This window comes from Ktedonobacter sp. SOSP1-85 (assembly GCF_016587415.1).
In the GTDB taxonomy this organism is placed as follows: Bacteria; Chloroflexota; Ktedonobacteria; order Ktedonobacterales; family Ktedonobacteraceae; genus Ktedonobacter.
This window is the reverse complement of record NZ_BNJI01000001.1, coordinates 67,420-79,569: the sequence shown is the minus strand read 5'-3', so window position 1 is coordinate 79,569 and position 12,150 is coordinate 67,420. Positions and strand designations below refer to the sequence as shown.

12 protein-coding genes are annotated in these 12,150 nt (G+C 54.9%); 4 read left to right on the top strand and 8 right to left on the bottom strand.

Annotated features, from left to right (window positions below; genetic code table 11):
• Positions 1-30: 30 nt before the first annotated feature.
• From KTE_RS00390 to KTE_RS00380, 3 genes are all read right to left on the bottom strand, one after another.
• The gene (locus KTE_RS00390) at positions 31-828 is read right to left on the bottom strand and encodes a hypothetical protein (protein ID WP_201377200.1); all 798 of its coding nucleotides are present in this window, start codon (positions 826-828) and stop codon (positions 31-33) included.
• A gap of 98 nt (positions 829-926) precedes the next feature.
• A complete protein-coding gene (locus KTE_RS00385) occupies positions 927-2,198 on the bottom strand; it encodes an IS701 family transposase (protein ID WP_201386903.1) in 1,272 nt (423 codons plus the stop codon).
• A 138-nt stretch (positions 2,199-2,336) separates the two neighbouring features.
• Positions 2,337-2,618, bottom strand: coding sequence for a pentapeptide repeat-containing protein (locus KTE_RS00380; RefSeq protein ID WP_201377198.1), 282 nt, complete (start codon positions 2,616-2,618; stop codon positions 2,337-2,339).
• 697 nt (positions 2,619-3,315) lie between these two features.
• Here KTE_RS00380 and KTE_RS00375 point away from each other — a divergent pair.
• The gene (locus KTE_RS00375) at positions 3,316-3,744 is read left to right on the top strand and encodes a tetratricopeptide repeat protein (RefSeq protein WP_201377197.1); all 429 of its coding nucleotides are present in this window, start codon (positions 3,316-3,318) and stop codon (positions 3,742-3,744) included.
• 477 nt (positions 3,745-4,221) lie between these two features.
• Here the strand turns inward: KTE_RS00375 and KTE_RS00370 are convergent, their stop codons facing one another.
• The 4 genes from KTE_RS00370 to KTE_RS00355 form a co-directional block, all read right to left on the bottom strand.
• Positions 4,222-4,983 carry a hypothetical protein gene (locus tag KTE_RS00370; protein WP_201377195.1) on the bottom strand — a complete coding sequence of 254 codons (762 nt, stop codon included), beginning with the start codon at positions 4,981-4,983 and terminating at the stop codon, positions 4,222-4,224.
• A gap of 256 nt (positions 4,984-5,239) precedes the next feature.
• Entirely contained in the window at positions 5,240-5,986 is a 747-nt protein-coding gene (locus KTE_RS00365; protein ID WP_201377193.1) for a hypothetical protein, read from the bottom strand.
• A gap of 97 nt (positions 5,987-6,083) precedes the next feature.
• The gene (locus KTE_RS00360) at positions 6,084-6,578 is read right to left on the bottom strand and encodes a hypothetical protein (RefSeq protein WP_201377191.1); all 495 of its coding nucleotides are present in this window, start codon (positions 6,576-6,578) and stop codon (positions 6,084-6,086) included.
• The gene (locus KTE_RS00355) at positions 6,571-6,792 is read right to left on the bottom strand and encodes a hypothetical protein (protein WP_201377189.1); all 222 of its coding nucleotides are present in this window, start codon (positions 6,790-6,792) and stop codon (positions 6,571-6,573) included. Before KTE_RS00355 ends, KTE_RS00360 begins: the two co-directional genes overlap by 8 nt.
• Before the next feature lie 626 nt (positions 6,793-7,418).
• On the opposite strand from KTE_RS00355, the gene KTE_RS00350 reads away from it, so the two are divergent.
• On the top strand, positions 7,419-7,592 hold the full coding sequence (locus tag KTE_RS00350; RefSeq protein ID WP_201377188.1) for a hypothetical protein: 174 nt from the start codon (positions 7,419-7,421) through the stop codon (positions 7,590-7,592).
• 508 nt (positions 7,593-8,100) lie between these two features.
• Here the strand turns inward: KTE_RS00350 and KTE_RS00345 are convergent.
• Positions 8,101-8,361, bottom strand: coding sequence for a hypothetical protein (locus KTE_RS00345; protein WP_236600204.1), 261 nt, complete (start codon positions 8,359-8,361; stop codon positions 8,101-8,103).
• Between the two features lie 90 nt (positions 8,362-8,451).
• On the opposite strand from KTE_RS00345, the gene KTE_RS00340 reads away from it, so the two are divergent.
• Entirely contained in the window at positions 8,452-8,892 is a 441-nt protein-coding gene (locus KTE_RS00340) for a hypothetical protein (RefSeq protein ID WP_201377186.1), read from the top strand.
• A gap of 655 nt (positions 8,893-9,547) precedes the next feature.
• Positions 9,548-12,028 carry a 3'-5' exonuclease gene (locus tag KTE_RS00335; protein ID WP_201377184.1) on the top strand — a complete coding sequence of 827 codons (2,481 nt, stop codon included), beginning with the start codon at positions 9,548-9,550 and terminating at the stop codon, positions 12,026-12,028.
• Positions 12,029-12,150 lie beyond the last annotated feature (122 nt).

The following is a 12,150-nucleotide window of genomic DNA, read 5'->3' as shown; positions in this document are numbered from 1 at the left end:
AGAAGAGAGCTCGGAGAGATGTGGCGGATATTAGGATGCAGGCGTTTGGAGCAAGGAGGCCATATGTTCAAGATGGGCAATGGTGAGCTGATTGGTTGTGCCAAGAGAGAATTGAGAAACATGACCGTGGAGGCGACGGTAGGCCATCCAGGAAGCTTTCCCTTGTTTGCGGTATGTGCTCAGACGCCCCTGCTGCCCAAGAAAGCGGAAAGAGGAGAGCGTATCGAGCCAGGTGAACCACTGGCGAGAATCGGGAGGGATGTGCAGTTCGCCATGCTGTGGGCAGATGACGAGATACGAGCCATCTGATTGCGCGGCAATGAGAGGAATGAGGGCGCGAGGGCGGCCTTTGCGTGAGGAAGGAGCCGGTTTCGGAGGGTCCTGCATGTGGGGATCTTTCGGACTGGCTTCTTTGGATGCACTCGGCTGAGAGGAAAGCAGAATCTGCCTCGTCTTCTGCTCCTGTTCTTCGCGCCTCCTACGCTCCTGCAGGAGGTCCAAGGCGAGTTGGCTGACCTGGAGTTGCAACGTTTCGACGAGCTGCTGCAAATGGACGAGGGACGCTGATGGTTCCTGTAGAGGATCGGGTTCAGCATGAGGAGCATTGAGCTTCTCTGAAGAAGGGATTTCACCAGGGACGAGGGATGGATCGAGAGGGCGATCATGGATGGTAGCAAGATACTGAAGAGAGGCCGGGGTCAAGCACCGCAGGCGAGCATCGAGAGGACTCTTGAGGAAGGCGATCTGGGCGAGGGCTGCCCAGCGGCGCAGCGTTTTGGGATCAATACCAAGCAGGCGACAACAGATGTGTTGGGCGAGAAAGATCATGAAAAGGACCTCCTTTCGAAAGCAGGAAAGATACAGGGACTGCCGGGAGATTATCCAGAAAAAACAGGGAATCGAGGGCATGAGATCGGCCAATCTCGTCAGCCTGCTTTGAAGCGAGCCAATTGGTGAGAGCGGGAGGCTCGATGACGGTGCCTTCTCCGCCAAGCAGACCATGCAAGGACGAATGAAACCTGGGGAGATGAAAACCAGAGCAGAGAGCCAAGCAGATGCCGTACTTCGGGAATGGTCAAGGCTGCCAGAGAAGAGGGTGAGGGTTGCTGAGCACAGATCACGCGAAGGAAGGCATGAGCCAACAAGACGAGGGTGACGTGCCTGTACCAGCCGATGGAACTGCGAACTTGATAGTGATCGAGACCCAGATCTTTGCTCGCCTGAAAATGCTCTTCAATGTGCCAGCGCATACCGATGACCCGGACCAGTTGCATGAGCGAGGTCTTGGGGGGAGCAAAGACGAGAAAAAAGGCGAGATCAGAAGGATCAGTGATGGAGCGGCGCACAAGGAGGTGGTAGCATGCATCGTCCTGCCACTGATGCAAGAGGGGAAGCAGCATCCAGTCGAAAAGGCGTGGACCTTTGCTTCCTTGGCTTTGTGAAAGCCGCTGCCACTGCTGTCCTGGAAGCAAGGGAGCCTCACGAACCTGAATCTGACGACGGCATCCATCAGGCAGGCGAATGCTGACAGGTTCAAAACAGGGGACGGCAAGGACGTAGGAGGTCTGATGCTCTTCAAGCCATGCTCGGAGTCCATCATTGCCTCCATACACGCTATCGGCGACGACCCAGGAGAAAGGAAGCTGAGCCGAACAGGCTCGCTCCAGCATGCGCACGGCCAATTCTGGTTTGGTGCGAAAACAAGCTGGCAGAAGAATATCGGCCTCCTGACAACGCCGAGCGTCTTCACACCAATCCAGGGGCAGGTACAGCTCCCGATCGATGAGGGCGTGGCCTTTTGAACTCACATAGGAGAGAAACACCCCGACTTGGCAGTTTTGTACCTGTCCCGTGGTGCCACAGTATTGCACTTGTACACCTGCGGAGCGGCAACCGCGTTTGGGAAAACTGGTTTCATCGATGGCGAGGATCGCTTGCGGCTCGCCAAAGTGCTCAACGACATATGCTCGTATATCGTCGCGAACCCGATCCGCATTCCAAACGCTGCCAACGAGCAAGCATTGCATGCCGTAGGGTCGTGCTTCCTGTGCGTGTTCGGCCATCTGCCAGCTGTTTTTGCGTTCGACGGCACTGAGAAGGCCTTGGAGATAGGCGAGAGCTCGCCTTCTGGGTTCGGGCCGAGCAAAGTGGGGAGCAATGCGAGCATGAAGCAAGGAAAGCTGGTGAGACCAGCGCATGAGATCATTAATGGTAGTGTGTGGATGAAGATTCATGAAAGATTACCTCTCTTTCTAGGAGCACATGCTCCTAGAAAGAGTATGCCTGAGAAGAGAGCTCTGAGGATGAAAAAGAGGACTTATTTGGGAAGCAGAAGATCAACGAATGGGAAAGAAGTGCAACTGTAGTGCGTTTGTCAGATCGGCCTCGTCGAGATCGGCTCCACTCAGATCGGCGCCCCACAGATTCGCCTCCTTGAGATCGGCTCTACAGATGTTGACCCCCCTCAGCGAGGCGCCAAAAAGGCACGCCTCACGCAAGTCGATAGCGACGTCAGGAGACCACCAGGTATTCCATTCGAGCACGCTGCGCTTGAGCCGTGCAAGTTGTTCCGGATCTGCTATATTGCACCTTACGCTTTCTTTGCTAACAACCATCATCTCTTGCAAGAGACGTGCAAACCTGTAAAAAAACACAGCGCTCTTGAGAGGGATTCGCCAAAGCCATGGTATCTGGGCGCACGGCGTTCCCCTGCGCGCATTGGGCAGGCCACTTCAGCACTGTCATCAGGAGACGAGAACGAGTTGATCAAGCTTACAGGCTGCTTTGGGATGTGTTGCTTCATAAGATCCAGGCTCGCGTCTCCAGGGGCCCGCGACCTGGCGCGAGATCGATGACTTTCACATACAGCGAGTGCTGGTGTTCCTGTGGTTGCCCGGCGCATACGTAGCGCATCCTTTCATGAGAAAACGTCAAGGTGGAGAGCGTGATCAGCCTGGCTTTCCCGGGCTCTCTTTCGCTCGATAGACACGAAAACGTATGCTGCTTTTTCAAAGTATAGCTCTTGGAGTAGTTGCCGAAACTAATTTATATAGCTGCATTTATGCAATACTCATAGACGAGCTGTGAAATATTCTTCAGGACGTGAGCAAAGAGCGGCTGCTACAATGAGAATGGGAAGAGGAGAATTGTGATTTATAGGATTGAAAGGACGAAAATAGTCGGATGAACAGTAACGTTGGCTAGATCGTAAAAATGATACCGAACTCACTTAGAGATATATAACATGTATAAGATGTTATGGAGTATAATGAACAGGAACGAAGATTGTTTTGTGTAAATACAATCTGGACGAGGATGATGACAGGCACTACTCAATCAGACCACGCATACCTGGAACGGTTGTTTACCCAGGCACTGCAAAATTACCAACGGTTTGGGCGTAGCGCTGGTGAGAGTTTTCACGAAGAACTACGTGGGCTTGCTCCCGATAGCCCGTATACTGGTATGCTCGACGGAGTCGTATGCGCGTTAGAAGGCGCATACGACCAGGCGCTGGCCGCCTATAACCGGGCTTTGGAGCATGGGCCAGACACGCTCATGAGTGTGTACTTTCTCAAAGGCATAGGTCTTCTTCTGATGACTGGCAACTATCGTGAAGCAGTGACAGCTTTTGCACAAGCGGCCAAGCTCCTCCCGCGGGTCCAGGTGTTTGCCAAAAACAAGAACAAGGCGATGCGTGTCCTGGAAGGGATGATCCCATGGCCTGGGCCTGCACGCTCCTAGCTGGTGATGAGAGGCTTCCTGTTGTTGCCAGGCACCCCTTAGAAGGGAACGAGCGTGGTGAACACCAGAGTGGTGGTGAACACGACCCGCTCGTTCTAACTTCCCATTCCTCCTCCTGCACCTCCCACACCTGCACCAGCGATGCGAGCCCACGACAGCATAAGGGGATGTTTCATTGACACGGAGCACCTGGTCGATCAGCCAGATCGTTCTCTGTTCGTTGCGATGCATATCATTTTCCTTTGCCAATATGAATGTGTGTGTGTGTGTGTGTGTGTACGTCAGCAATTCCACTGGTCAAAAAGCTTGCGTGTGTCATCGATTGGAGTTGGAAGAGCAGAGAGCATGTGTGTTGCTCTTGCTGGTGATGAGATACTTCCTGCTGTTGCCTGGCAACCCTGGGAGAGAACGAGCGGGTTTTGAACGCGGTGTTTGCCTTCCCGCTCGTTCCCTTGTGTTCGCGACTGGAAGCCATGGTTACTGGCTGTGTCCGTGGATGGAGGTGGGTTGGCCGGCGGCATAGAAGTGGGTGAGGGCCATATAGGTTTGCTGGTTGATGCGCAGGGACATGGAAGCCTGGACGGGGTCGTGTGGGCTATAGAGCAGGGGAGACCAGGTTTCCTGATCCACAAGCGGGCCGCTGGCTTGTGTGGCTGAAGGGTGCAGGTTCTTGTTCTCTGTTGTTGCTGCTGTTGCTGCGTCATATTGTTGCACCTGGAGTTGGATAGTTGGTGGTGGTTGATCTGGTGCTGCAATCAGATGGGCGGCATAGCTTTTGCAGCCGATGAAGAACCACAATTGGAAGTCGGCGATGGTGTGTCCGGCGGAGTTCGAAATTTGTTGGTCCTCCATGATGGTAATTTGCTGATCGAAGCAAGAGCCACTGCCATGCTCCCGGCTATTCAGCGGGGTGTGAGGGATGAGGGGAAGGACGCCATTACAGTGTTCAGGTGATGGCTGCTGGGCACAAGGACGGGAGTCATACGTCTGGGTGGTCGTGGTAGCGGTGGCATCCTGACGGGTATGGCCTGCACGGGCGAAGGCGTTCGCTGCGTCCATGGTGCGTGTGGGCGTGGAAGGAGGAATGGTCGCGCGAGGGTGCGTATCCTGGCTTGTCTTCGCGCGCGGGTGGGCATTCTGGTTTGCCATGATGTTCATGGTCGCCCAGAAGCTTCCCAGGATGAGGATTTGGAGGAGGAGGACGAGTGCCAGGAGTCCAAGCAGGGATCGTCTTTTCATGTCGCTTCTGCTCCTTTCGCGGAGTGTCTTTGTGGGGACACTGGAAGGTGGGTGATGGTGTGTCTGTGTGGTCTGCGTTGTCTGTGTGTATTTCATGCGCGCGGTGTGCTGGCGAGCGGCGCGAGTGAGTGTTGGATGTTCATTCATCGTGTGTTTCAGGGCCTGACCTTTCTGGTGTGCTGGTTGGCGCTTGGTTGGTGCCTGTATGTGGCTCGCTCCTGTGTGATGAGCAGGAACACGCAGGAGCGAACTATACTTAGGAGCTTTGCCCATTGATGGTTGTGGGGTGTCCAGCAGCATAGTAGCTACTAAAAGCCACATAGGGTTGATTGTTGACTTGCAGTGTTGTGGTTGCCTGGACGGGGGCATCTGGACTATAGAGCATGGGAGACCGGATCTCATGATCCTGGAGGGGACCGATGGCTTGTGTGGCTGAAGGGAACAGCTTATCTTCCCCTCCTACATGCCAGAAGAGTTGGGTAATTCCATTGAGAATGCCACTGCCGGTATATTGATCGACCTGAAGTTGGAGCGTTGGTTGTTGCCCATTTGCGCCAGGGGTCGCAATCAGATGGGCGGCGTAGCTTTTGCAGCCTGTGAAGTACCATAATTGAAAGTCGACCATGGTTTGGCCCATGGCATCAGGAATTTGTTGGTCCTCCATAATTTGGGGCTGATGATCAAAGCAATAGCCATTTCCAGCATCGCGGCTATCAGGAGAGAAGTGAGGAATGATGGGAAGGACGCCATTGCAGTGTCCTGGTGATGGCTGCTGGGCGCAAGGACGGGAGTCATACGGCTGGCTGGCAGTGTCTTGGGTGCGTTCCTCAAGTGTGAATGCGTTCGCCAGGTCCATGATGCTGGCATGAGGAAGAGGAATTGCCAGCCCAGGATGCGTTGGTTGCGTGCTTCCATGAACAGTGTCATGCCAGAACAGACTCGACGTGAGTGTTGGGAGGAGTAGTCCTAGCGCCAGGAGGCCTATCAGAGATCGTAGCGTCATGGGTTATCGTATCCTTTCGTTATCTTTGTCTCGTTGTTTTTGTCTGCGTTTGATCTATGCCAGGAAAGAGAGTGCGCTGCGCTTTTCTCTCTGAGAGCTATGGGGTAGTTTGCGGTGCAATGAGTTTGGAGGCGCCGTTGTCGGTGCGGCAATTTTGGGCATAGGCATTTCTGACGACCTGATAGCCGTCGGGAATGGGTGAATCTGCGCAGACATACATGGGATTTCCACTGGGGAATTGCACTGTCTTTTGGATGATGCCAATGCCTCTTACACAGGTGAGTGCCGCATTGGGGCGATCTGTAACCCGGTACTCGGCGACGATGGTTGCGCCAGGTGGAATGGGAGAATCGACACAGACATCAATGGGATTGGACTGGTTGGAGAAGGGTGTGATGGTTTTGGTTGCGCCTAGCGGTTGAAAAAAATCTCTCTGACAACGGTTCACATTCACTGCTTCCGCAGTGATGACAAACTCGCTAGGGAGAGGGGAATTGACGCAGACGGTTTGCTGGGTTGTGGGGGGGAGCAATCGCCAGGACATTGGGGCCGCTCCAGGGACTTCCACACTGCGTCCAATCTGCTCACTCATCCACGATCACCCACCCAGGAGGAAGGGGAGTGTGTGCGCATATGGTATGGGGAACGGGGCTGGGGGCGTCATGCGAGGCGGCCAGGGCGAATGCCGGGAGGCCTGCGAGTAAGCCCAATGCAAGCGAGAGCGTGACCAGCCCACGAGCGAGCGCGGCTGAAATAAGACCACGCTTCGCTTGGAATGAGGCGAGGAGTGCTTGCAAAGCGATCATTATCTGTCTCCTTTCGTGTTGCGGTGTGCTTGCCGGCGTGAGAACAGGCTCGAGTGAATGAGTTCTTGTGGCCTTGTGGATGCCTGGTCGCAAGCGCATCTTGAACGGTTTGATGAATGCTAACATCTCGTTTCAGAAGGAGACTGGAACAGGACTGGAACAGGACCGGAACAGGGCCGGAACAGAGGGATGAAGCAAGGAAGGCAGCGACTGCGTGAGCAGCGAAAAACAATGCCGCTGCGGTGGGGTCCTTGTGTTCCTGTGCTCCGGGTCGTGATGAGGAACGTGTGCCAATGGAGGGAGAAAGGGGATTGATGGTGAGTTATGAGGGAATGAGAACCTGGTGCCTGGTGCTGCTCTCTCTGATGAGTGCCGTTGTCTCGTTGTCTCTTCTCCTTGCTTTTTGCGTGCCCGGAGGAGGCCTTGACCAGGCAATGGGGTGCATGCCTTTTCTTCTATCGCTGTCGAGCCTGGCCAGGTCTGGGTAGGCTCAGAGAATCCGCTGGGGGTGTTGCTGCCAGCGGATTTTTCTTGTTTTAGGGCTGAGGAGTGGTGTTCTCATGTGCATCGGGGTGGATATGACATGAGATGCTGATAATGTTAGAATGAGGAGGAAAAGTGTTTTGATGAGGCAGAGCGAGCAAGGGCGCGCCTGGTTCGGCCGGGCACTTCATGATTTCCTGTGGTTAGATGAGATGAATGATTTCCTTGAGGAGATGGAAGGAGGCTGGCTCAATGGTGTTGTTGATAAAAGAAAAGGGGACCAAATGGCTCCGAATGAGAAAAAGAGGGGGCCATGAGGAGTGGAGAGCCAGGCGCCTTAATCCCCCAGTTCTCCAGGTGGAGTCAGGGCGAGTGCTTGGGGAGGGATGACCTGCCCAAGGAGGATGGATGTCGATTGGTTTGTGTATGGGGGAAAACTAGTCCGTAATAGTGCGAGGGTGTGACGGTCACAGAGTGAGGTCAGAAGAGATGCTTTCTCGCGCCTGGTTGACGCAACGCTCCCTGGCACTGGTACGTAAGAATGCTAGGGCTTCTCTGTCCTCCCTGCAGAACGAAAGAGGTTCACGTCATGGACGAGCAAGAAAACGAGTACCGGAAGATGGTACGTTTGTTTCGGCTTCGTCGCTTGCAATGTGTGCTGCTGGTTCTGCGCTCTTGACAGGATTGGGAGTGCTCTGGATGCTGCTTTCCCTGCTTCTCCGCTTCGTATTTCTTTGAGTTGTTGTGGTGTACGCAGTGGTATATGCGTCTGCTGGGCGGCCGTGTGTCGTTTTCTCCAGAAGGGACAATGGGTGTGTGCTGGATTCACAAATCCGGGATATCGAGACCTGCATCGGCGATGTAATAACGGCCGTCGAAGGGGGAGCGTTCAACCACGCAGTAAGGTTCAAGTGGCGGCAGGTCGCGGGAGGGAGGATGTTGTTGTGCGAGCCAGGTGGCGAGGGCCTCTGGGAGGTCAGACATGTGTGGAGCAAGCCAGGCAACAAATTCCAGGGCTTGCTCCGGTGTCAGACGGATGTGGCGACCATCGGGGAGCAGTATCTCGAAGGGAGTGTCCATAGCCATAAGTATCTCCTTAGTAGGACAGCGTACGAGGGCCTAGTGGTCTTTCTCTCTCTTAAGAGTATACAGCATTCTTGCTTGGAGGACGGCAGAATGAGCGCGCAGATGATGGTGTCTCTGCGTCCTGATCCAGAGGCCAACATCTGGCGTGCGTGTCTCTGTGAAGAGAAGAACGTGGTGAGAGCGCGATCGCGCTTTGGAGAAGAGCCTATGCGAGTGAGCGAGTCGGTGGTGCTTCCGTTGCCCAGCCGGGTGCAGGTGATGGTGCTGGCAGCGCTGTTGTTTCACCAGCAATATGGGAGGGGTGTGCGGATTGAGGTCCGTGGCCAGGTGCTGGGCAAGGGGCTGCAGGTGTATGTCTTTCGTGAGTGGGTGGAGGTGGGAGAATTCGATGTAGCTCTTGATTTAGTGGGGCTGAAAGATCCAAGGTATCGTATGGAAGACGAGGATGAGGAGGAAGATGGACTCAGGTGGGTCATTCCGACGGGTCCAGGTGAGTATCGGTTGTCGGAGCGGAAAGAGAGCTCTGCGTAACGGGTGAGACGAGGGGCGGGATCATAGGCAGAGCTCAATAGTCACTAGACCACCGATCGGGCAATAGCTTCCCCCCATCTCGTGTGCAGGAGCGGTCTGGCTGCCCTGGCGTTGATGACGTGGCAGGGAAGCGATGTTTTTTTGGCGAGGAATAAAAAGAAGCTTGATTATGTATATACAAAATTATGATGGTAACCAACGTACGCAACATACGTTTTTGGCCTGGTTGGGCACATCACGTACAGGTTTATGGTGAGAAGCTGGGCAACGTATGCAACGTTCGTAATGTTCTGCTGTAAGCTCGATATTGCTCCACATCCCGTACGTTGCGGACGGTCGAGAAACGTGAAACGTGTTCCGTTACGTTCCGTTCTCCACATAGTCAAGCTTCTTTTTATATATCCTTGTCGTGAGCGCTGGCGTAAGTGGGGCACAGAAGTAGCAGGGGTTCAGGAAGGAAGCGGTTGCACCTCGACGTTCGATAATGACCACCTGCTTCTTTCTCGCATGTGCTCCCGTGTTTTTTCCAAGATGTTGACCTCTTCCTCTCAATCAGGACGATACTTCACCGCTTTTGCCGGTATCATGAACGTATATGACCCGTATGTGCCAGGCGAGCATTGAAAAACCCGAGGTATCCAGAGGTGCTGCTCTGATGAGAAAGGAAGAACACGTGACTGCCGATTCCGATGGGAGTGTCCCTGTCCAGCTTTATGATGAGATGCTCTTCGGCTGGGATCCGATACCAGGCATTGTCTCTGTCTGGGCGACACGGGCAGGGAAAGCGCTTGTCTGGCAACGTGAAGGGGGAGAAGTCAGCTGTAGCAACGCGTCCTTTCGCCCCTGGCTCTTTGCCAGAACGTTGGAGGATCTCCCACCGCTGCACTCGCAACCTCCGGCGACGCTTCCCTGGGACAGGGATCAATCGCCGATCAGCTATCGCTTGTTGGAAGGTTCCGTTGGCTCGTATCGGTATCTGCTTTCCGCTCGCGATGGGCACCTGTTAGAGCGGATGCTTCTTGCGGGAGCCTCACGACGCCTGGGCCGCCAGGTGACCTCGCTTGGTTCCTTGTGGGAAGACTATTACCGCGTTGGCCCCGTGGAACAATATCTGATGCAAACGGGGCGTGTCTTCTTTCGAGGCCTGGCCTATGATGATCTCCATCGCCTGCAATTTGATGTAGAAACCACCTCGCTTGATCCCTCGCGGGGCCGCATCTTTCTTGTCGCGATTCGAGAAAGCCATGGGTACGAATGTATTTTAGAAGCGCCTACCCCTAAAGAAGAGCCTGCCCTCATCACCGAGCTGTGCGCAGTGATTCGCCGTCTGGACCCCGATGTCATCGAGAATCATAATCTCTTTGGCTTTGATCTCCCGTTTCTTGAGGCTCGCGCCAAGGCGCTCCGTGTGCCGTTGTTGCTTGGGCGATCTAGCGCCCCATTGCAGCTGGAATCGTTTGAGGAAGCGGGAGCGCATCGCAGGAAACGCAAGCGCTTCAGTGTTGCGGGACGAGAATTGATCGATACCTTAGATGCGGTTCGTCGATATGATTTTGTAGCACGCTCGTTGCCATCCTATCGCTTAAAAGAAGTGGCTCGCCATTTCGGCATGGCCGCTCCAGAACGTGTCTACCTGGAAGGGAGCAAAATCTATGAGACGTATCAGCAAGATCCAGATCTGGTACGCAAATATGCACTCGACGACGTCCGTGAGGTTGACGAGATTTCGCGTCGCCTGATGGGAGCCGCCTTTGCCCTCGCCGGGATGGCCCCTCGTCGCTATGAGCGAGTAGCTTCAGCCGGTCCAGCCATGGGGATCCTTGAGCCGATGATGGTCCGAGCATACGTACGAGCAGGTGCGGCGCTTCCAGCCTATACGACTGGCCAGGAAGAGCGTTATGGGCAGCATCAAGGTGGTGCCTCCTACCTTTTAGCAGAGGGAGTTGCTGAGCATGTGGTGAAAGCCGATGTTGCCTCGCTCTATCCCTCGCTGATTCGGGCTTTTCGGATTGCGCCGAAGTGTGATCGTCTGAGCGTGTTTCTGCATTTTATGGATCGGTTGACGGAATTGCGTCTCACCCATAAACGAGCGGCTCGGGAAGCGCCTGCTGGCTCTATGGAAGCCAATCAACATGATGGCACACAGGCGGCCATGAAGACAGTGATTAACGCGGCGTATGGCTATCTGGGCGCGACCTCGATGGCGCTCTTTGCGGATCTGGAGGCGGCAAACGAGGTGACCAGACGCGGCAGGGCACTTCTGGATGGTATTCTTGGGGCGCTGCGAGAGCGGGGCATGGTGCCGATTGAAGCGGATACTGATGGGGTGTACTTTGCGGTCCCGCAGCAGTGGAGCGAAGAACAAGAACGTGCCCTGGTGAACGAGGTGGGCGCGACGTTGCCCGACGGGGTGAAGCTGGAATACGAAGCTCGCTATGCTGCGATGCTCTCTCACGCGATCAAGAATTATGCGCTCTTGACGTATTCGGGAGAGACCATCGTGCGAGGGGCGGCCATGCGGTCGAGCCGATCGGAACCCTATGGGGAGCGATTTTTGCGCCAGGCATTGCGCTGTGTGATGCAGGGTGATCTGGTTGGCGTGGAGCAAGGGTATCAGGAAACGCTGCGGGCGCTGCGGACACGCTCACTTCCTGCCTCCGATGTCGCCACGCGTCTTCGGCTCTCGAAAGATGCGCAGACCTATCTCGCCGGTCGTGCACGGCAGAAAGAAGCGCAATACGAAGCGTTACTGCTCGCGGGGAGAAGGCAGTGGAAGAGCGGCGAGCATGTTCGCTTTTACCGTGCCTCCAATGGTACACCTGTGTGGTTGCCCGACGACATTGACGACATTTCTCCTCTGGAAGACTCTGAAGAAGACGGCCAGGAAACGGTGTCCCCTCCCTCTTCTGCGCTTGGGCGTTCCTCAGATGTGCCAGCCTATGATAGTGACTATTATCAACAGGTGCTCCTGAATTCCTATGCGGAGCGCCTGCGCGTTGCCCTTGAGCCAGAGGACTTCGCCCAACTCTTTCGTCTGGATGGGCAAACAAGTTTTTTTGATCGCCCCGTGGTGCAAATGCACGTACGCTGGATCCGGTACGCGTCAGAGGTGTCTGGCGTGGAGGAACAAGGGTGATGAGACCAGAAGACCGCTTTGCATGCTGGGTTCTCAAACGTCCATGCGGGCGGTGGCTGAACGAAGCGCTTCCTGAATCTAGTGTTGGGTGGGCTCGTCATGGTAGCGCTGTCTGGGCCAGA

Bases quoted from the DNA above. Each gene is read 5' to 3' on its own strand.
- KTE_RS00340 (WP_201377186.1), top strand. From the start codon at position 8,452: ATGAGCGCGCAGATGATGGTGTCTCTGCGTCCTGATCCAGAGGCCAAC.
- KTE_RS00390 (WP_201377200.1), bottom strand. From the start codon at position 828: ATGATCTTTCTCGCCCAACACATCTGTTGTCGCCTGCTTGGTATTGAT.
- KTE_RS00335 (WP_201377184.1), top strand. From the start codon at position 9,548: ATGAGAAAGGAAGAACACGTGACTGCCGATTCCGATGGGAGTGTCCCT.
- KTE_RS00365 (WP_201377193.1), bottom strand. From the start codon at position 5,986: ATGACGCTACGATCTCTGATAGGCCTCCTGGCGCTAGGACTACTCCTC.
- KTE_RS00345 (WP_236600204.1), bottom strand. From the start codon at position 8,361: ATGGCTATGGACACTCCCTTCGAGATACTGCTCCCCGATGGTCGCCAC.
- KTE_RS00360 (WP_201377191.1), bottom strand. From the start codon at position 6,578: ATGAGTGAGCAGATTGGACGCAGTGTGGAAGTCCCTGGAGCGGCCCCA.
- KTE_RS00355 (WP_201377189.1), bottom strand. From the start codon at position 6,792: ATGATCGCTTTGCAAGCACTCCTCGCCTCATTCCAAGCGAAGCGTGGT.
- KTE_RS00375 (WP_201377197.1), top strand. From the start codon at position 3,316: ATGATGACAGGCACTACTCAATCAGACCACGCATACCTGGAACGGTTG.
- KTE_RS00380 (WP_201377198.1), bottom strand. From the start codon at position 2,618: ATGATGGTTGTTAGCAAAGAAAGCGTAAGGTGCAATATAGCAGATCCG.
- KTE_RS00385 (WP_201386903.1), bottom strand. From the start codon at position 2,198: ATGCGCTGGTCTCACCAGCTTTCCTTGCTTCATGCTCGCATTGCTCCC.
- KTE_RS00370 (WP_201377195.1), bottom strand. From the start codon at position 4,983: ATGAAAAGACGATCCCTGCTTGGACTCCTGGCACTCGTCCTCCTCCTC.
- KTE_RS00350 (WP_201377188.1), top strand. From the start codon at position 7,419: ATGAGGCAGAGCGAGCAAGGGCGCGCCTGGTTCGGCCGGGCACTTCAT.